Below are 18,318 nucleotides of genomic sequence, written 5' to 3' on the forward strand. Positions count from 1 at the left end.
CTTACCCTAAAGTAGGTGATATTATGACAGCCATTAAAGAAAGTTCTACCATTCAGCAAAACAAAAAATATGCACTGGATAAGTGCCCCGTTACCTATGTCATGGAAAAAATAGGCGGCTACTGGAAGCCGATTATCCTATACCAGCTTTCCAATGGCGACAAAAGATACAGTGAGCTTAAACGCGCTATTCCGGCTGTGACTGAAAAAGTTCTCATTCAGCATCTGAAACAGTTGGAAGCGGACGGATTGGTCATCAGAACAGCAAAACCTGTTGTTCCGCCTCACGTGACCTACAAACTGAGCAAAGCAGGAGAAGGTTTGGTTCCTGTGATCGGAGCTTTAGCCGAGTGGTCATTTCAGGATATGAGAGGAGAATATAAATAAGTTTTTTAAGTATAATGAATCAATTTTAATCATTATACAAAGATCGTATGACTCGGTCAAATCTGAAAATCATGTAATGCTGTAAATAAAAAAGACTGCCCAAAGACAGTCTTTTCGTTAAAATATACGAGTCATTACAAAGATTGCATATCTATTACAAAGCGGTATTTCACATCACTTTTAATCATTCTTTCATAAGCCTGATTGATATCCTGCATTTTGATCAGTTCTATATCTGATACGATATTATGTTTTCCACAGAAATCAAGTAATTCCTGAGTCTCAGCAATACCTCCGATTAATGAACCTGCAACAGAACGGCGTTGGAAGATCATCGGTCTTGTGCTCACCTCCGTCTCCTGGAATTCACCTACAAATCCTACCAGAACCAAAGTTCCGTTCAGCGTAAGCGTCTGCATATAAGGATTCACATCGTGCTCATAAGGAACCGTATCGATGATCAGATCAAATTTTCCCTTTACCGTATCCATTTGTGAATCATCAGTAGAAATCACTACGTGATCAGCACCCAATTGCTTGGCGTCTTCCGTTTTTCCCGGAGTTCTTGAGAACAGAGTTACTTCCGCGCCTAGTCCTTTCGCCAGTTTGATCGCCATATGTCCCAATCCGCCTAAACCTACAACAGCAACCTTAGAGTTCGGTCCTACTTTCCAGTGTCTCAATGGAGACCATGTCGTAATACCCGCACATAAAAGGGGTGCTACTGCAGCCAGATCTAAATTTTCAGGGACACTTAAAACAAAATGCTCATCAACCACCACTTTCTGAGAATATCCTCCAAAAGTATGACCTCCCAAATGTTTATCCTTCCCGTTATAAGTTCCTGTAAATCCGTTTAAACAATATTGTTCAAGATCCTGCTTACAGCTGTCACAGTGTCCGCATGAATCCACCATACATCCTACTGCTGCAAGATCACCTACTTTGAATTTAGAAACTTCACTTCCTACCCTGGTAATTCTTCCTACGATTTCATGTCCGGGAACTACAGGATACAAAGATCCGCCCCAGTCATTTCTGGCAGTATGAAGATCAGAGTGGCATACTCCGCAATATAGAATTTCAATCTCTACATCTTTCGGAGTTGTTTCTCTTCTTTCAATATTCATTTCCTTCAGGTCTGCCGTGGTAGACTCAGCTCCGTAGGCTTTTACTGTTAATGTGCTCATTGGTTTATTCGATTTAAGTTAATTAAGTTGAGTTATAAATTATTGTATTCTTCGTCACTTACAGGTTCCAGCCATTCCACAATACCGTTTTGAGTATTGGGATTAATCGCGATATGCGTAAACTCACTGTCTGGAGCTGCCCCGTGCCAGTGGATGATATCGGGAAGAATATTCACCACATCTCCTGCACGCAATACCTGAGCCGGTTTTCCTTTTTCCTGATAAAATCCTGTTCCTGAAGTTACGATTAAAATCTGTCCGCCGCCGTGAGAATGCCAGTTATTTCTGCATCCGGGCTCAAAAATAACATTTCCGATCTGGCAGTTCAGATCATCTTCATTGGGTTTTAAAATCTGCACCCATGCTGTTCCTCCGGAAAAATAGGCTTCGGGGGCTTTTTCTCCTTTGGAAAAAATGTTGGTATTCACTGTTTCCATAACGGTACAAAATTCGATACTTTTAAATAAACACAGCTTATACAGATTACCGAAATACCTACCAATTTTACAGACATTATAAAAGATAGGTCAGAAAGTGGTAATTTTGAATAAGATTAAAAACATAGTCAATGGAAGATCAGGAAGTTGATCAAGTGAAGAGCGTTTCAGATTATAATAAAATGGTTAATAATGAAACCCTGCATCCGCTGGTAAGTGTGGTCGATTTTTCAAAATCAGATCCTATTTGCCAGTACCGTAGAACGTATACCTTTTATACGGTTTTTCTGAAAGATGTCATCTGCGGCGATATGCATTATGGCAAGCACAGCTATGATTATCAGGAAGGAACGCTGGTCTTCATTGCTCCAGGACAGGTAAGCGGAGTAAATAATGACGGAAAATCAATACAACCGGGCGGATATGCATTGCTGTTTCATCCTGATCTGATTAAAGGAACGAATCTGGGAAAAAATATCAATGATTACAGTTTCTTTTCCTATGACGTTCACGAAGCTTTGCACCTCTCAGAAAAAGAAAGAGAAATTGTTTTGGAATGTTTTAAAAATATAAGACTTGAACTTGAGCAGTCCATTGATAAACACAGCAAATCATTGATCGTCAACAATATTGAATTGTTCCTCAATTACTGCATGCGTTTCTATGATCGTCAGTTCATTACAAGAGACCATGTCAATCAGGGCGTGATCGGAAAATTTGAAAATCTGGTTGATGATTATTTTAAATCCGATAATCCTAAAAACATTGGTTTTCCGATGGTCAATTATTTTGCCGAAAAACTTAACCTTTCTGCCAATTATTTCGGTGACCTGATCAAAAAAGAATTAGGAGTTTCCGCTCAGGAATTTATTCATAATAAACTGATCGATGCAGCGAAAGAACAGATCTTAAATCCGTCAAAATCCATCAGTGAAATTTCTTATGATCTTGGATTTAAATATCCGCAGCATTTCACAAGATTATTTAAAGCCAAAGTCGGGGTTTCACCCAGTGAATATAAAACTTTAAACTGATCATTTTAAAACACAGATAAAAGAAATATTTTCACCATACTACGATTGTTGTTCAGAATCATTTGTGAACTTTTGTGTAAAAAAATTAGCGGAATTTGCGTTTAAATCAGCCTTTGCTGAGTGTTAACGCCTTTCCGCTCCAAACGATACAGTTATAAAAATTTTAGCGTTCCAGGCATTAAAGCTGAAGCCAAGAATTTCCCCAATAAATTTTCCCATTTCAAAAAACTAAATTAATTTTAATAGATAAAATTTTTCAAAGTTTTTAAAATGATAGTTCCACAGACAAAAACTCACATTTTTCAGACCTCCTTTGGGAAAATTATCGCATTAAAAGAGAACGGTGTTATTAAAGCCAAAAGCATCCGTTATGCCCATTCTGAAAGGTTCAAAAGACCTGTTCCAGAAAAGCCTTTGGAATCAGAAATAGTATTTCCTCATAAAACACCGGTTTGTCCGCAGACTATAAGCCCGCTGGTAGAAAAGATGATTGGACCCACCCAAATTAAAAATTTTGAACCTGATGAATCTACCCAGTTTCTTTCTGTTTTCCGCCCTGAAACCTTTACAGACCAAGAGAAATTTCCCGTTGTCGTTTGGATTCATGGGGGTTCTCATGAAATCGGATGTGGTGATCTTCCTACTTCTGATCCTGGTGACTGGGTAAAAGAACAGCAGATTATAGTGGTTACTGTTTCCTACCGACTTGGAATTTTCGGTTTCCTGGGCGGTGATGAAAACAGACCTCCTAATCTCGGATTATTTGATATCATTGAAGCATTAAAGTGGATCAAAACCTATATTTCAGATTTTGATGGTGATGCTCAGAATATTACCCTTTTAGGACAGTCTTCAGGAGGAGATGCCATTGCCCATCTGATGATCTCTGAAGGAGTGGATGACCTGTTTCAGCGGGTGATTATCCAGAGTGCCCCTTTGGGATTGCGCCATACCAGACAAAAAATGTCCGCGGAATTCCTTAAGAAAACAGCATTTCTTAGCAGTGAACCAGATGTCTTAAAAATAGCGGAAGAATATCGGAAACATGTGCCGGCTGTCATCAAATACGGGCTGAAAGCAGCTATGCCGTTCGGAACGCAGTATGGTTTTCCCCCTTTATGTCAGGAAAACGAGGCCCTTGATACATGGAAATTAAAGGCAGGGAAATATGATGTTCTTATAGGTTTAAATGATAATGAAACTGCATTTTATCTCAAAACTTCCGATGCTTTAAACAAGTATTTCGGAAAAGGCATCGGATTAAAGATATTGGATAAGGCAGTGAGAAAAACAACTGAATTCATCTATGGAAAACCTGCAGAAGAGTTTGCGGAAAATTACGCCAGGGCAGGAGGAAATGTCTATCTGTTCAGGATTCATTCAAAGCCGGAATATAATCATATTGGAGCCGCTCACTGTATTGATCTTCCATTGATTTTTGGAAATGAATCGGCATGGGAATCGGCAGAACTACTGAAAGATATTCCATGGGAATTTGTGCATGAGAATGGAGAAAAATTGAGAGCACTTTGGGCAGAGTTTGCCAGAACAGGAAAGATATCGGATAAGTCTGAAAGGCCGGAAATTCTAAAAATCCGGAAAATTGAGTTTTAAATATCAACCTGGAATAAAACAAGAGAGCAGTGGGAGGATGGGATTTTCTGCAAGTATTTCGTATTTTTGAAGTAAATGCATTGAATTATTGAATTTTGAGTAATTATTTAATAATATGGATATTTTATTTATATTTGTTTAACCGAATTTTAAAATATATGACTATGAAAACAAAGAAACATCTGAACGCACGAAAACTTGATCGTCAGGAACTTAAGAATCTGAAAGGGGGAGATATCAACCGCGATAAGGTATGCTGTACTTCCAATGAAGATGGATATTGCTGCGAGTGGGCCATTAATATACAGAATTGCCGTTATATATTCTGCTAACAATTACAGGATTAGTAAAACTAAAAAGCATCCCTGATCAGAAGAGAAGGTAAACTTCGAGTCAGGGATGCTTTTTTATATCGATTTCAGGACTTACTCAGAAATCCATACACTTACATTGCCTGCCGGAACCGGGAAATTACCCCATCCGTTGTCATCAATCATTACTTTTTCATTACTTCTGTTAAGCAGATCATAGAATTCTTTTCCGGAATAGCGTTTCCCCATTTCCATGGGTTTGGTGTAAGCATCTTTATTGCTCAGGACAACAGCACATCCCGAATGTTCATCATCTCCTTCACGGGTCCAGCCCAAGCAGTTGGCATCTTCAAAATAATCCCGCTGAGCTCCGTAGGCATGGTCTTTTCTTGCGGTAAGAAGCTCTTCAATACCGTCTACTTTCTCAAGGAAAATTTCCTGGTCATTGCCATCTCCACCTTTATCAGTATAATGCGCACCATAAAGATCAGGGTAGAAAACACATGGATAGCCACTTTCACGAAGAAGGATCAGGGCATAAGCTAATGGTTTAAACCACGCTTCTACAGGAGCTTCAAGATCTTGCAGAGGCTGTGTGTCATGGTTATCCACAAGACTTACGGAATGCATTGGATCTGCCTGCGTAAGGGTTTCGTCAAAAATTCTTCGGAGATCGTAAGAACTTCCTTCGTTGGAAGCGGTATGAAAATTATTTTGCAGAGAACTGTCAAAAAGACTCATGCATCCTTCCGTTACATCAATGTACTTCTGAAGAAGACTAAGCTGCCCCGGAGCCCAGTATTCTCCGACCGCAAAAATGTTTTTTCCTGAATTGGAACGCAGCATCGTCAGCCATTCTTTGTAAAAATCAAAAGAAATATGTTTTAAGGCATCCAGTCTTACCCCATCAAAATCAGTCAGTTCAAAATACCATTCCGCCCAGCTGTTCAGTTCCTCACGGACAAAAGGATTCCGGTGTTCGATGTCGTTATACATCAGGTAATCATAATTTCCCTTTTCATCGTCAATCATCTCTTCCCAGTCGTTACCATATTCAGACTGTATTTTGAAAATATGGGAGTCCATGCCTTCAGCATAATCCACCCCGCTGAAACAGTTGAAATTCCATTCGAAATCAGAATATTTTTTTCCTCTTCCGGGAAAGGTGAATTTAGTATAAGATTCAATTTCCATGACATCGGAAATAATCTTTTCCCTGTTGTTTTCGTCTACTTTTACCGCTTTAAACTTTTCCAGTTCGTCGCCCCCGGCCTTATGCCCGAGAACGATGTCAACGATAATGTTGATATCTTGTTTTTTTAAAGCTTTAATGGCTTTAAGATAGTCGTCATGAGTACCGTATTTGGTGGGAAGACTTCCTTTCTGATCAAATTCTCCAAGGTCATAGAGATCATAGGCATCATATCCTACTGAATAACCTCCATTCGTTCCTTTATAAGCTGGGGGAAACCATACTGAGGTGATTCCTAATTTTGCCAGATGGGAGACCTGTTGTTCTGCTTCTTTCCATAATTTGCCATTTCCTTCAGAATACCAGTGGAAAAATTGAATCATCGTCGCGTTCATAAGTCGTAATTTGGTTGGTTTCCTACAAGATAGTGAAAATTTTTCACCTATTGGTTTTCAAATTCTTCGAACGGGATTTTTAGTTGAATAGAAATCTGTTTTTTTTCTTCTGTATTGAGATGGGAGAGGGAAAGGCCCAATAATCTCACGGGTTTATCGAAGGGTCTGAGCTCCCAGAGCTTTTTCCCCGTGTTGAAATATTGCTCAGGAGAAGTGAAATAATCCTCCTTTGTAAAGCTTCTCGTAAAAAGAGAAAAATCTTTGTATTTAATTTTCAGAGTTAAGGCTCTTCCAAGAATGTTATTCTTTTGCAGACGCTGATGAAGTTCCTGACTCAGATGTTCCAGTTTTTCATTGATCTCCTGATCATCAAACAGATCTTCAAAAAAAGTTCTTTCTACCGCTACACTTTTCTGAATGCGATGAGGTTTCACTTCGGAAGCATGAATACCGCGAACGACATTGTAATAATAACCTCCCGATTTTCCAAAAAGCCGGGTCAGTTCTTCTATCGATCGTTTCTTTAAATCTTTTCCCTTATAAATACCTAAACTAAACATTTTGTTAGCCGTAACTTTTCCTACACCATAAAATTTTTCGACAGGAAGTTCTTCAAGAAAACCTTCAATTCTATCAGGATGAATGGTCTTCTGCCCATTCGGCTTATTGATGTCGGAAGCTACTTTCGCCAGAAATTTATTCACGGAAATTCCCGCAGATGCAGTTAAACCCGTCTGTTCAAATATTTTCTGACGAATCTCTTTGGCGATCTGATTGGCAGATTCCATAGCTTTCTTATTCTCCGTAACATCCAGATAGGCTTCGTCCAGAGAAAGAGGTTCTACCAGATCCGTATATTCATGAAAAATTTCCCGGATCTGTTTTGATATTTCTTTATACCGGGCAAAGCGGGGAGGAACAAAAATTAGATGCGGACATTTTTCCTTGGCTGTTTTGCTGGGCATAGCAGAGCGCACTCCGTACTTCCTGGCTTCATAACTTGCCGCTGAAACTACCCCACGATGTTCTCCTCCCACAGCAACAGGCTTTCCCTTGAGTGACGGATCATCATGCTGCTCCACGGAAGCATAAAATGCATCCATATCAACATGAATTATTTTACGGGTGGGAAAAGAAGAATCCATACCGCAAAGATATGGATTCATTTATTTTGAATTAAATTCTGATCATGTTTTCATTCTCATCGTAACAATTAATGACTCAAAACCTGCTTTTTCATAGGCTTTTAAGGCAGATTCGTTTTGAGCGTAAACATCCAGCCTTATTTCGTGAATGTCTTTAGACTTTGCCCAGCCGATCAGTTCGTCTAGAATCAACTTGTTAACTCCCTTTCCTCTGTGCTCAGGCTTTACATACATAAAACCCAGATAAGCGTACGTTTCAAAATCAGAATAATTATTTTCCGTTTGTTTGATTTTTGCATACCCGGATGCGATGACTTCGTTATTATCTTCCGTCACCAGTACCAGTGAATCCTCAGATTGTATCAGATGAAGAAGATCGTAATAGTGAATCTTTCCATCTTTAAGGGTACTGTTAAAGGGTCTTTCTGCGGTAACAATTCCCTGCTCAAATTCTAAAAGGATTTCTAAATCCTGTTCTGTAGCTACTCTTGTAATCATTATTTCAAAAGACGGTTTATCGTTTCCTGGATCTCCGGATCTTCCGGTGAAATCGCGTAATATTTTGCAATAGAAGACTTTTGATCCACCACCATATATCTTGGAATCCAGTTCAGATCAATGTAATTATTGAAATCATTTTTCCATCCTGAAGAAAACCAGTAGTTATCCTTGTCTTTCATATTGAATCTGTCCAGACTTTTGTCAAAGCCTTCTTTTGATCTTTCGAGTGACAGGAATACGAAATCTATATTGGGATTGTTTTTCTCAAGTTCTTCCGCTTTTGGAAGTGCTTTTAAACAATCTCTGCACCATCCGGCCCAGAAATCAATCACTAAAACTTTTCCCTTATGCTGATCCAGAATTTGTTGAATGGTCACATTTTTACCTTGTTCATCTTCGAGCTTTTGTACCAAAGCTTTTTTAGAAAAACTGGTTTTTAGAACTTTCGGTTGCTGCTGTGCATAGCTCACCCCGAAAACACTGATCATAAAAATTAAGGCTAACTTTTTCATTTTTTCAATTTCATATACAAAGCTAAACAATGAAACGCAATTGGAGATTGATTTCTTATGAATTAGGAAAAATTGATGAGATCGAAAATTTCTATAAAGAATTATGATAATTTTTTACCAGACCTTTCACCACAGCAATCACATTCGGCATGGCTTTATTGGCAGCATTCAGAACTTCTTCGTGAGAAACGGCAAAGGCAATGTCAGGTCCTCCAAGATCGGTAATAACAGAGATGCAGAAAGAATCCATTCCCATATGTCTGGCAACAATGACCTCCGGAACAGTGCTCATTCCCACCATATCACCACCGATGGCTTTGATCATTCCGTATTCTGCAGGCGTTTCAAAAGTGGGACCCTGTAAGGCCACATAAACACCCTGATGAATTTTAATATTATTTTCCATCGCCGCTTTTTCAGCTATTTCGATCATTTTTTTGTTATACGGCTCGCTCATATCCACAAAACGTGGCCCGAAAGAATCTATATTTTTACCCCGAAGCGGATGTTCAGGCATCATGTTGATATGATCTTTTAAAATAACGATATCTGCAACGTTATAGGCTGGATTTACACCGCCGCAAGCATTGGAAAGGATGAGGTTTTTAATCCCTAAAAGATGGAAAACCCTGATGGGAAAAGTTACCGTTTCCATAGAATGACCTTCATAATAATGAAAACGTCCGCTCATCATCAGAACTTTTTTGCCTTCCAGAATTCCGTAGATCAATTTTCCGCCATGTCCCACCACTGTGGTCTGGGGGAAATGAGGAATTTCAGGGTATTCTAAAATATGGATGGCTTCCACTTCATCCTGCAGTTTTCCCAGTCCGGACCCTAAAATGATCGCGAAGTCTGGTGTTTCCCTGATAATATTTTTAATGAAATCTGCAGTCTGCTTAATTTTTTCTAACATAATCTAAGATGATTTGGTTGAATTCTTCTTTTTTATCAATGATGACATTGATAGGCCAGTAGTAAACAATTTCTCTAAGATAATCAAAAGTTTTCAGACGTACATAATCTTTCTCCGTAGTCAGGATCAGTTTGTATTCCCCTAATTTTTTATATTCTGCCGTAATTTTTTTGATGTCATCATCCGTAAAATTATGATGGTCTCTGAATTTTAAATGCTTCACCCGCTTTGAGAATTTTGCAAGGTGCTCAAGAAGAGGTTTTGGATTGGCAATTCCTGTGATAAGAAGGATATCATAATAATTCAGGTTATTGTCCGGAAGCATTTTGTCTTTTCCGTACACATTTTCGTCATATCCGATGGATGAAAAGAAGACCTTCTGATTGTACGACGGTTTTATTCTTGAAATATAATAGCGTTTGGTTTCTTCGGTAAGTTCATCAGGACATTTGCTGACCATAATGATATCTGCCCTTTTTGACCCGTTTCTGGATTCTCTTAAATCTCCGGCGGGAAGAAGATGATCTTTAAAATAAGGATCATTAAAATCAGTCATCAGAATGTTGAAACCAGCTTTGATGGCTCTGTGTTGTAAAGCATCATCAAGAACAAGAACATCAAGATCCATATCAGCGATCACCTTTTTGGCTCCTGGAACCCTTTCTTCTGACACGGCAATGACGAAGCGGTTTTTGAAGCGCTCAAAAAGCTGCATGGCTTCATCGCCCACTACTTTATAATTGCTGTCGTAATTCGTGACTTCGTAGCCTTTGCTCAACCTTCCGTATCCACGCGAAAGCACGCCTGTCCTGTAATGTTTGGACAGGTATTGGGCAAGATACATCACCATAGGCGATTTTCCGCTTCCGCCCACAGAAAGGTTTCCGACATTGATTATCGGAGTCTTGAACTTTGTCGTTTTAAAAACTCCCAGATCATACATTGTGTTTCGGATACCCGTTACCAAATGATAACCAAGGGAAAAAGGATAAAGGTACCATCTTTTCATACGTTTGCAAAAATAGGAATTTTCATAAGGATTTTAAGCAATATTCTGAAAGACTTTTCATTAAATTAAAGTATTTTTGTGGAGTTATTTTAATACATTGAGATACTTTATAGAATTTTCTTACAACGGGAAAAATTATTTCGGTTATCAGATACAGCCGGACGCTATTTCTGTACAGGAAGAGCTGGAAAAAGCACTTTCCACTATTTTAAGGGAAGAAATTAAAACTACGGGTGCCGGAAGAACGGATACCGGTGTTCATGCCAAAAAAATATTTGCCCATTTTGATACGGAGAAAGAGGTGGATGTGATGAATCTTCCCTATAAACTGAACAGTTTTCTTCCGCCTGATATTGCCATAAAAAAAATGTTTCAGGTAAAAGATGATTTTCACGCCCGTTTCGATGCGACGTACAGAACGTATGAATATTATATTTCTCTGGCAAAAAATCCTTTTACCCAGGAATCTGCATGGCAGCACTGGAAAAGACCGCTGGATATCAATAAAATGAATGAAGCCTGTAAAATTCTGTTTGAATATGAGGATTTTACGAGTTTTGCCAAATTAAAAACGGACAACAAAACCAATATCTGCAAAATGTATAAAGCAGAGTGGGAGCAGGATGGAACAGAACTTAAGTTTACGGTTTCCGCCAACCGTTTCCTCAGAAATATGGTGCGTGCTATCGTAGGAACTATGGTAGAAATTGGAAGTGGCAAAATAAAGCCTGAAGATCTTCGTAAAATCATTGAAGATAAACATCGGAACGCTGCCGGAACCTCAGCTCCGGGTCACGGATTGTTTCTGGTGGACGTGGGATATGAATTTCCATAAGAACACGCTCTCATCTTCATATCAGCACGATAAATAATTGAATATTGGCTTGTTTAATGGTTTTTTAAAGACAAAACAGGCAGAGGCGTAATTGTATAAGACAAGAAATTCAAAGGATTTTCCCTGTCACTTTCTGTTTGTTTGCATTATGAAAAAAAATGTTATTTTAGCAGATAACGACTATTTCCATGTAAAACTTATTTGATTCTCTTTTGTAATGCAGGTGTTTATTGGAAATAGATGAAGTACTGAATAATGAAATCAGGACAGACCTGAATTTTTAATCTATAAAACACGAATTATGTTATCAATTTTTATTCTTATCGGGGCCTACCGGTATTACGCACAGCTTGCTGAAAGGTTTGGCAAAACAAAATGGCACTATGGACTTTTAGCGATTGGAGTATACCTGGGAACTCAGCTGTTCTTTGGTTTCTCTTACGGAATTTATAAAGGTGTCACAGATCCCGATTCCCTTGACGGAGTAGACTACACAGGATTTTCTTTAATCAATATGATCAGCTGGGTCATTTCCATTGCAGCGGTATATGGAGTGTATAAGCTTCTTGAAAGAAAATTTTTAAAAGAAAATATCAGTAAACCTTCTCTGGAAATTGAAAAAATTGGAGATCAGGATCTGTAAAATTAGGTAGGTTAGGTTCCGGAAGTCACCTTTATGCTGGCTTCGGGTGCCTTCGCTACGATCATTGTAACTTACCTGTTAACACAAATCCACCAAAATATATTCATATTGTAAATGACACTTATCTGAAATTTTCTATGACGATTTGATCAACTTGTAAAGGCTGTCAAATTATAAAGTCTTATTTTTGCATAGAATTTTAAATTCTTTCTTCAACTCGTACAATGAAAAAACAAGATACCTGGGGGATTGTTAAGAGGCTATTCTTTATTGGAATGAAATTCCGTTCATGGTTCATCCTAACTTTAATAATTTCCGTCATACTGTCCGTGGTTTCTACCTATCGACCTTATCTTACCATGCAGGTGGTAGACAATGATATTACCAAGCTGAAGGATAAAGCGTTGATGATGCAGCATATCTACATTCTGGTAGGTTTGGTTTTTGCAGAAACTATTTTAAACTTTTTCTTAGTTTACTTTTCAAATTATATTTCGCAGAATGTTATCCGTGATATTCGCGAGAGACTGTATGCCAAATTGATTTATTTCAGGACATCATTTTTTGATAAAACTCCCATCGGCCAGTTGGTTACCCGTGCCGTGGGTGATGTGGAGACGATTTCTACAGTGTATACTGATGGTTTTCTGATGGTTTTCGGAGATATTCTGAGAATTGTATTCGTTTTGGTGATGATGTTCAGCACCAATGTTCATCTGAGTTATATTACTTTGGCGATCCTTCCCTTAATGGTGATGATTACCAGGTTTTTTCAGAAGAGACTTAAAAAAGCTTTCGGAGATGAAAGAACGTGGACGGCCAATCAAAACTCTTTCGTTCAGGAAAGACTGGCAGGGATGTCCATTATTCAGGTGTTCAACAGACAGGATGCTGAGTTCAAAAAATTTGATGATATTAATATTACTCTGAAAAGCGCTTTACTGAGAACGGTTTTTATCTTCTCTTTGTTCTTTCCGGTTGTAGAATTGATATCCTCATTATTCATTGGATTTATCCTGTTTTATGGAGGATACATTACGATCAGTGCTGGTGTTGTTATCGCATTTATTCAATATATTTCAATGCTGATCCGTCCGTTAAGACAGATTGCAGACCGCTTCAATAATATCCAGAGAGGTCTTGTAGGGGCTGAAAGAGTATTGGGTGTGATGGATGAAGATTACGCAATGCCTAATACAGGAATCGTGAAAAAAGATCATTTCGATGGTAAAATTGAATTTGAAAACGTTCGTTTTGCTTATGATGATAAACAGGAAGTGCTGAAGGGAATCGATTTTAAAGTAAATCCAGGAGAAACAGTTGCTATTGTGGGGGCTACGGGTGCTGGTAAATCTACGATCATCAGTCTTATCACAAGACTTTATGATATTAATTCCGGAAGAATCGTGATTGATGATGTTGAGGTAAAAGATTATGAACTCTATAACCTGAGAAGTCATATTGGTGTGGTGCTGCAGGATGTATTCCTTTTCCACGGAAGTATCTTTGAAAACCTTGCCTTTGGTGATGAAAGCGTTACCTTGGAAAAAATAAAAGCTGGAGCCAAAGAAATTGAAGTTGACCAGTTTATCGAACAGCTTCCCGGTGGTTATGATTTTGTAGTCAGCGAAAGAGGTTCCTCTATTTCTTTAGGGCAAAGACAGTTGTTATCTTTCCTTAGAGCCTATTTATCAGATCCTAAAATTCTGATTCTGGATGAAGCCACTTCTTCTATTGATCATGAAAGTGAAAAACTGATTCAGAGAGCCACGGAAAAGATTACTAAAAACAGAACCTCAATTATCATTGCCCACAGGCTTTCCACCATTGAGAAAGCAGATAAAATAATTGTGATGGAACATGGAAAAATAGTAGAGGAAGGAAAACACTTGGAGCTACTTGATCAGAACGGATACTACTCAACCCTTTACAAAGCTCAGCTCAGACATGAGGTAGAACTTGAAGAAGAGAAGCAATCATAGTCCATTGACTGGTATAAAAGTAAAAAGAGAGCCCTGGAGCTCTCTTTTCTATTTGGAATGAATTTCTTAGAATTTTAATTTTTTGGTGAGTACTTTTCCGTTTTCCAGAACCGCAGTTACGGTTAAGATCGTATTCTTTTCGTTGACAGGGAATCTGAATTCGGATGATTTTATATCTGTTCTGGTGGTAAGGAGTCTTCCCGAAGCATCATAGATATGTAATGATGAAATTTTCAGATCACTTTTGATCAGCACAGCATTCGTATCTTTTGTAATGTCGGCAGTGCTTGTCTTGACAGTATTTCCTACAGAGAGTACAGTCTGACGTTCGATGATTACGGAATAATCTTCAACCTGTCCGTATTTTGGAGTAGAGCAAGCGGTAACGGCTGTTCCGTTAAATTCTCCGATTACTCTCATTCTTAAAGGAGTATTAGCAACAGCATTTGCTGGCGGAGTTACCGATATGCTCGCTACAGAACCGTTGCTGATCCCGCTTTGATTAAGAACGAGTTCCGAGGTCTCATTGAATTGTCCGTCATTATTATAATCGATATATGCCTTTATAATATGGGGATTGCTTGTTCCCGGTGCAACCGTAAGCGTTGTTGCGGTATTGGCTGGAATGGTAGTTTTTGAAACCCCGGCACAATAGTTTCCGGTAAAGTTTTCGTAGAAATTATTAGAAGCCTGTTTGTAGTTGGCAGAATAATTATTGATGTTGGCAAATTTCACAGAAGTAACACCAATGTTAAAGTTTCCGGGATTCGTCATGGAAGTAGGAGTACATGCTGCGGTTAAAACAGAACTGTTGTTAGGAGTCGTGGTAGATGCAACCGGAGAGTTGATCAAAGACTGTCTGTACTGCAATAGCTGCGCGGTGGCTCTGTCTGCCTGTCCCGTTGTAAATAAGTTTCTGAAACAGTAGGTATAGGCCATGACGTTTTTCTCACCTCCTGCATAGATTTGGGTCGTACAAGGATTGATCTGTCCCGTTTGGCAGCTGCTTGGAACAGACGAGTGGTAAAGACTTTTCATAGGTTCCGTATCACACACCAGATCTCCCTGCAGCGTACAGTCTGTATTGGTAGGGCAGGCTCCTGTAGATTCATTGTACCCTTCATGAGTGTGACGCAGGCCCAGAGCATGTCCGAATTCATGGGCTAAAGTCTGTGCATTCACGGAAGATGCGTTAGTAGACATGAAAGAATAGTCATTACTGCCGCCCGGATAATAAGCAAATCCGTTTAATCCTCCTGAGTTAGAGGTTAGTTTTTTAACGACATAGATATTGTAATACTTGCTCGTATCCCACATCCCCAAAGCGGTAATTTCGGAAGCGGTTACAGCATTGGTTGTATTGTCATTATTGACTCCGCCGCTTACATATTTAGGTAAATTAGATGCATTAATTCTATTGATTCCGTTGGTTGTATTACAATTTGGGTCTACTTTGGCAAAAACAAATTTTACAGGCAGTACCGCGCTGGTTCCGGACATTCCGCTGGAAACACTTCCGGAAAATACCCCATTGGTATAATTTACCCATGCGATAATATCCGCATCAGATTTGTTATTCACAGTTCCGATGGCACTTCCGTCGCCTACTACATGAACAACGACAGGGATTTCATAGACCAGCTTTTTATTGATCGTTTTGGAAAACTTCCCGCTTTTGATCAGTTTGGATAATTCCAGATTAAAGGCATCATCCTGAGCTTTCTGTTCGGGATATCTTTCATAATGTTTCCGCATTAATTCATCAGTTCCGCATTCCTGGAATTCCTGCTTTTGTGAGTACAAGTTGGAACATAAGGTTCCTGAGATAATTAAAAGTAGTAGTTTTTTCATAATTCTTATAGTCATGATTTCGTTAAATAAAAATAATAAAAAATTATATAAATGCGGAAATCGCGAAAAAATTCATTAAATATTCTGATTATAAGTAAAATTTTTTATATTTATGATGAAAATATTGTTTTATTACATGGTTATGTGAAAAGTGTGAATTTTTTATTTGACATTTTTGAAAGCACTAATCAATATTATTGTTTTAACTGATTATTAATTTCTTCAAACTTATCAATAAGTCCATTCAGTTTAGCCTGCTGTTTTTTTATCGTCTTAGGTCTCAAATAAAACCAATTGAAAGCAATCCATAAAAAAGTAACAGCATAAACGGTTATTCCGTAAAAGACAGTCATTCTTGAAGTGTACTCATACATATACAGACAGATCCCTATGAACAACATCATAAAATAGATGTTCATCATGGTGGTCTGTATAAATTTCTGTTTGCTTTTCAGAGAGTACAGGCTGTTCAGATATTCCGTATTGGTTTGGGTATTGTTCAGTTTATAGAAATTCGTAAACAATTGATTGTAGGCAGACAGAAAAATGACCATAGCCAGAATAATTAAAATAATCCCTATTTTGCTTGTCATCAGTTGAGGTTGGTAATGGTACCAGATCAAGCCTATCCCTACACTCGTTACGATTAAAAGAATGTTGGTAACGGCAAGTTTTCGGATATTCTCGTTTTTAAATTTTTTCAGTCTGCCAAGCAGTTCTTCTATGCTGGGTTTCTCAGTGGTCTGTTGTTTCCACAGATTTTTAAAGTCAATATTAGTAGCCATTTTCTTTGAATCTTTTTGTTAATTTTTCTTTTATCCTGTGAATTCTTACCCGGATATTGGATTCAGAGAGTCCAACGATGCCGGCAATTTCTGCCTGCCTTACTTCCTCGAGTTCCAGAGAAATAATAATACGATCTGTTTCCGGCAGCTCTGAAATAAACTGATAAAGAAGCTGTATCTGGGGTTCAATGGATTCCTGTTTTTTTTCCTCAAGATGAATGGGAAGATCAGCTTTCGCAAATCTTTTCTCTTTTTCGATCTGTTTTAAACACGTATTCGATGCAATTCTAAAGATCCATGTCCCGATACTGGACTCATTCCTGAATTTTGGAAGCTGTTGCCAAACAATAATGAAGGTTTCCTGTGCAAGATCCTGTGCCAGTTCAGAATCATTGACATACCCCATGCATAAACGGAATATCTTCTGCCAGTATAATTCATATATCTCTTCAAATACCATTAGTGAGATGATAAAAAGTTATTTAACTGTTCAAAGTACCATTCTTTGTCGTCATACATGATAAAATGAAGTCCTTTGGTAGCATATCTCATATCTGCATTCTTTAAATTTTTATATTGAGCTTCAATAGCTGGTTTGAAATTTACAAAATAAGATTCCAGCAGGATGAGTGAAGGACACTGAATCGTTTTTATTTTTTCACGAAGATCGGTATTGGTAAAATCGCAGTATATCTTTGCAAACGTTGTTCTGTCAGATTTCATACTCCAGCCAATTACCGTTTCCTGCATGGAAGAATCGGCTACAAGACGGGGGATCGTGCCGGTTTGCATTTGTTTAAATTGTTCCTCATTCATTGCTTTCAATCCATTGATGGTGGTGCTACAGTCATTGTTTTCTTTAGATTTAAAATGGGGATCTGATAGTGCGGCTAAACAGGGAAGAGCATCCACAACAACTATTTTGGAAACCAGTTCAGGGTAATCTGCGGCGATTGCCAGTGCCATACCGCCGCCCATACTATGTCCGATAATAATAACTTTTCCAATCTTCAGATCTTTTAGATAATCAGCAATTCCTTTTTCCCATTCTTTAAAACTGGCATCTGCCAATGGTTGTACTCCGGCAAATCCTTTCATGGACAATACGTAGCAAGAAAAGTTCTTGTCAAATTTAGTTACAGTTTCATTCCATACCTCTCCGGAAGAGGCAAATCCCGGAATAAAAATGATAGACTGGTTACCTTTTCCGGTTTTTTTTACTTCAAAAGGATAGGTCTTTGTCTGTCCGAATATATTGCATACGGCTGCAAAAAACAATATCAGAATGAAGAAGACTTTGTATTTTTTCATTGTATAAAATTTTAAGATGAATCTGTCTTTTAGAGAGAGACTTATTTAAAATGTTACAATATGTTTTAAGTTATTTTAAATTTTTTGGTACAATGGAATGATATCAGGGTTTGGGTAATTTAAAAATGTTAATCATCCGCTGTCATGGTGAGGAGCGCATCGATCTCACAACGATCAATTTTAAATCAAAAAATCATTATCAATATTTTCTTTTTCCTGCTGAAAATTTTCAAATTTTTATGCTTTAAAATACTTTGGAAGAAAAAAAC

At 38.2% G+C, this 18,318-nt stretch carries 19 protein-coding genes; 7 read left to right on the plus strand and 12 right to left on the minus strand.

Annotation, left to right across the window (positions count from 1 at the left end; genetic code table 11):
• Positions 1 to 23: 23 nt before the first annotated feature.
• On the plus strand, positions 24 to 386 hold the full coding sequence (locus EG346_RS09640; protein WP_073329759.1) for a winged helix-turn-helix transcriptional regulator: 363 nt from the start codon (positions 24 to 26) through the stop codon (positions 384 to 386).
• Between the two features lie 134 nt (positions 387 to 520).
• On the opposite strand, the gene EG346_RS09645 is transcribed toward EG346_RS09640, so the two are convergent.
• On the minus strand, positions 521 to 1,576 hold the full coding sequence (locus EG346_RS09645) for an NAD(P)-dependent alcohol dehydrogenase (RefSeq protein WP_083563928.1): 1,056 nt from the start codon (positions 1,574 to 1,576) through the stop codon (positions 521 to 523).
• Positions 1,577 to 1,608: 32 nt separating this feature from the next.
• A complete protein-coding gene (locus EG346_RS09650) occupies positions 1,609 to 2,013 on the minus strand; it encodes a cupin domain-containing protein (protein WP_123878254.1) in 405 nt (134 codons plus the stop codon).
• Positions 2,014 to 2,144: 131 nt separating this feature from the next.
• Here EG346_RS09650 and EG346_RS09655 point away from each other — a divergent pair, with 131 nt between their 5' ends.
• The 3 genes from EG346_RS09655 to EG346_RS24785 all read left to right on the plus strand — a co-directional run bounded on the left by EG346_RS09655 (position 2,145) and on the right by EG346_RS24785 (position 4,993).
• The gene (locus EG346_RS09655) at positions 2,145 to 3,047 is read left to right on the plus strand and encodes a helix-turn-helix domain-containing protein (RefSeq protein WP_073329764.1); all 903 of its coding nucleotides are present in this window, start codon (positions 2,145 to 2,147) and stop codon (positions 3,045 to 3,047) included.
• Between the two features lie 270 nt (positions 3,048 to 3,317).
• A complete protein-coding gene (locus EG346_RS09660; protein WP_123878256.1) occupies positions 3,318 to 4,661 on the plus strand; it encodes a carboxylesterase family protein in 1,344 nt (447 codons plus the stop codon).
• A gap of 164 nt (positions 4,662 to 4,825) precedes the next feature.
• Positions 4,826 to 4,993, plus strand: a complete 168-nt coding sequence (locus tag EG346_RS24785; RefSeq protein ID WP_164466085.1) for a hypothetical protein — start codon at positions 4,826 to 4,828, stop codon at positions 4,991 to 4,993.
• A 93-nt stretch (positions 4,994 to 5,086) separates the two neighbouring features.
• On the opposite strand, the gene EG346_RS09665 is transcribed toward EG346_RS24785, so the two are convergent.
• The 6 genes from EG346_RS09665 to lpxK form a co-directional block, all read right to left on the minus strand.
• Positions 5,087 to 6,559 carry an alpha-amylase gene (locus EG346_RS09665; protein ID WP_123878258.1) on the minus strand — a complete coding sequence of 491 codons (1,473 nt, stop codon included), beginning with the start codon at positions 6,557 to 6,559 and terminating at the stop codon, positions 5,087 to 5,089.
• Between the two features lie 47 nt (positions 6,560 to 6,606).
• Entirely contained in the window at positions 6,607 to 7,704 is a 1,098-nt protein-coding gene (dinB, locus tag EG346_RS09670) for a DNA polymerase IV (protein WP_073329774.1), read from the minus strand.
• Between the two features lie 42 nt (positions 7,705 to 7,746).
• A complete protein-coding gene (locus EG346_RS09675) occupies positions 7,747 to 8,202 on the minus strand; it encodes a GNAT family N-acetyltransferase (protein WP_123878260.1) in 456 nt (151 codons plus the stop codon).
• A complete protein-coding gene (locus tag EG346_RS09680; RefSeq protein ID WP_123878262.1) occupies positions 8,202 to 8,717 on the minus strand; it encodes a TlpA family protein disulfide reductase in 516 nt (171 codons plus the stop codon). Before EG346_RS09680 ends, EG346_RS09675 begins: the two co-directional genes overlap by 1 nt.
• A 91-nt stretch (positions 8,718 to 8,808) precedes the next feature.
• On the minus strand, positions 8,809 to 9,633 hold the full coding sequence (locus EG346_RS09685; RefSeq protein ID WP_073329783.1) for a purine-nucleoside phosphorylase: 825 nt from the start codon (positions 9,631 to 9,633) through the stop codon (positions 8,809 to 8,811).
• Positions 9,617 to 10,642: a tetraacyldisaccharide 4'-kinase gene (gene lpxK, locus EG346_RS09690; RefSeq protein ID WP_073329786.1), complete on the minus strand. Its 1,026-nt coding sequence runs from the start codon at positions 10,640 to 10,642 to the stop codon at positions 9,617 to 9,619. Before lpxK ends, EG346_RS09685 begins: the two co-directional genes overlap by 17 nt.
• A 97-nt stretch (positions 10,643 to 10,739) precedes the next feature.
• Here lpxK and truA point away from each other — a divergent pair, with 97 nt between their 5' ends.
• The 3 genes from truA to EG346_RS09705 all read left to right on the plus strand — a co-directional run bounded on the left by truA (position 10,740) and on the right by EG346_RS09705 (position 14,102).
• Positions 10,740 to 11,477, plus strand: coding sequence for a tRNA pseudouridine(38-40) synthase TruA (gene truA / locus EG346_RS09695; protein WP_123878264.1), 738 nt, complete (start codon positions 10,740 to 10,742; stop codon positions 11,475 to 11,477).
• 301 nt (positions 11,478 to 11,778) lie between these two features.
• A complete protein-coding gene (locus EG346_RS09700; RefSeq protein ID WP_073329792.1) occupies positions 11,779 to 12,120 on the plus strand; it encodes a hypothetical protein in 342 nt (113 codons plus the stop codon).
• A 224-nt stretch (positions 12,121 to 12,344) separates the two neighbouring features.
• On the plus strand, positions 12,345 to 14,102 hold the full coding sequence (locus tag EG346_RS09705) for an ABC transporter ATP-binding protein (protein ID WP_073329795.1): 1,758 nt from the start codon (positions 12,345 to 12,347) through the stop codon (positions 14,100 to 14,102).
• Positions 14,103 to 14,168: 66 nt separating this feature from the next.
• On the opposite strand, the gene EG346_RS09710 is transcribed toward EG346_RS09705, so the two are convergent.
• The 4 genes from EG346_RS09710 to EG346_RS09725 form a co-directional block, all read right to left on the minus strand.
• Complete coding sequence (locus EG346_RS09710; protein ID WP_164466087.1) at positions 14,169 to 15,953, minus strand: GEVED domain-containing protein; 1,785 nt, start codon at positions 15,951 to 15,953, stop codon at positions 14,169 to 14,171.
• A gap of 194 nt (positions 15,954 to 16,147) precedes the next feature.
• Complete coding sequence (locus EG346_RS09715; RefSeq protein ID WP_123878268.1) at positions 16,148 to 16,738, minus strand: hypothetical protein; 591 nt, start codon at positions 16,736 to 16,738, stop codon at positions 16,148 to 16,150.
• Positions 16,728 to 17,198: an RNA polymerase sigma factor gene (locus tag EG346_RS09720; RefSeq protein WP_123878270.1), complete on the minus strand. Its 471-nt coding sequence runs from the start codon at positions 17,196 to 17,198 to the stop codon at positions 16,728 to 16,730. Before EG346_RS09720 ends, EG346_RS09715 begins: the two co-directional genes overlap by 11 nt.
• Positions 17,198 to 18,049 carry an alpha/beta fold hydrolase gene (locus EG346_RS09725; protein ID WP_123878272.1) on the minus strand — a complete coding sequence of 284 codons (852 nt, stop codon included), beginning with the start codon at positions 18,047 to 18,049 and terminating at the stop codon, positions 17,198 to 17,200. The genes EG346_RS09720 and EG346_RS09725 overlap by 1 nt, the downstream gene beginning before the upstream one ends.
• Positions 18,050 to 18,318 lie beyond the last annotated feature (269 nt).

It is taken from the genome of Chryseobacterium carnipullorum (assembly GCF_003815695.1).
Classification (GTDB): Bacteria; Bacteroidota; Bacteroidia; order Flavobacteriales; family Weeksellaceae; genus Chryseobacterium; species Chryseobacterium carnipullorum.

Excerpts from the sequence above, each read along its gene's own strand:
- EG346_RS09725 (WP_123878272.1), bottom strand. The coding sequence starts at position 18,049 with ATGAAAAAATACAAAGTCTTCTTCATTCTGATATTGTTTTTTGCAGCC.
- EG346_RS09715 (WP_123878268.1), bottom strand. The coding sequence starts at position 16,738 with ATGGCTACTAATATTGACTTTAAAAATCTGTGGAAACAACAGACCACT.
- EG346_RS09655 (WP_073329764.1), top strand. The coding sequence starts at position 2,145 with ATGGAAGATCAGGAAGTTGATCAAGTGAAGAGCGTTTCAGATTATAAT.
- EG346_RS09700 (WP_073329792.1), top strand. The coding sequence starts at position 11,779 with ATGTTATCAATTTTTATTCTTATCGGGGCCTACCGGTATTACGCACAG.
- EG346_RS09710 (WP_164466087.1), bottom strand. The coding sequence starts at position 15,953 with ATGAAAAAACTACTACTTTTAATTATCTCAGGAACCTTATGTTCCAAC.
- EG346_RS09640 (WP_073329759.1), top strand. The coding sequence starts at position 24 with ATGACAGCCATTAAAGAAAGTTCTACCATTCAGCAAAACAAAAAATAT.
- EG346_RS24785 (WP_164466085.1), top strand. The coding sequence starts at position 4,826 with ATGAAAACAAAGAAACATCTGAACGCACGAAAACTTGATCGTCAGGAA.
- EG346_RS09705 (WP_073329795.1), top strand. The coding sequence starts at position 12,345 with ATGAAAAAACAAGATACCTGGGGGATTGTTAAGAGGCTATTCTTTATT.
- lpxK (WP_073329786.1), bottom strand. The coding sequence starts at position 10,642 with ATGAAAAGATGGTACCTTTATCCTTTTTCCCTTGGTTATCATTTGGTA.
- EG346_RS09660 (WP_123878256.1), top strand. The coding sequence starts at position 3,318 with ATGATAGTTCCACAGACAAAAACTCACATTTTTCAGACCTCCTTTGGG.
- EG346_RS09665 (WP_123878258.1), bottom strand. The coding sequence starts at position 6,559 with ATGAACGCGACGATGATTCAATTTTTCCACTGGTATTCTGAAGGAAAT.
- EG346_RS09680 (WP_123878262.1), bottom strand. The coding sequence starts at position 8,717 with ATGAAAAAGTTAGCCTTAATTTTTATGATCAGTGTTTTCGGGGTGAGC.
- EG346_RS09650 (WP_123878254.1), bottom strand. The coding sequence starts at position 2,013 with ATGGAAACAGTGAATACCAACATTTTTTCCAAAGGAGAAAAAGCCCCC.
- dinB (WP_073329774.1), bottom strand. The coding sequence starts at position 7,704 with ATGGATTCTTCTTTTCCCACCCGTAAAATAATTCATGTTGATATGGAT.
- EG346_RS09645 (WP_083563928.1), bottom strand. The coding sequence starts at position 1,576 with ATGAGCACATTAACAGTAAAAGCCTACGGAGCTGAGTCTACCACGGCA.
- EG346_RS09675 (WP_123878260.1), bottom strand. The coding sequence starts at position 8,202 with ATGATTACAAGAGTAGCTACAGAACAGGATTTAGAAATCCTTTTAGAA.
- EG346_RS09720 (WP_123878270.1), bottom strand. The coding sequence starts at position 17,198 with ATGGTATTTGAAGAGATATATGAATTATACTGGCAGAAGATATTCCGT.
- EG346_RS09685 (WP_073329783.1), bottom strand. The coding sequence starts at position 9,633 with ATGTTAGAAAAAATTAAGCAGACTGCAGATTTCATTAAAAATATTATC.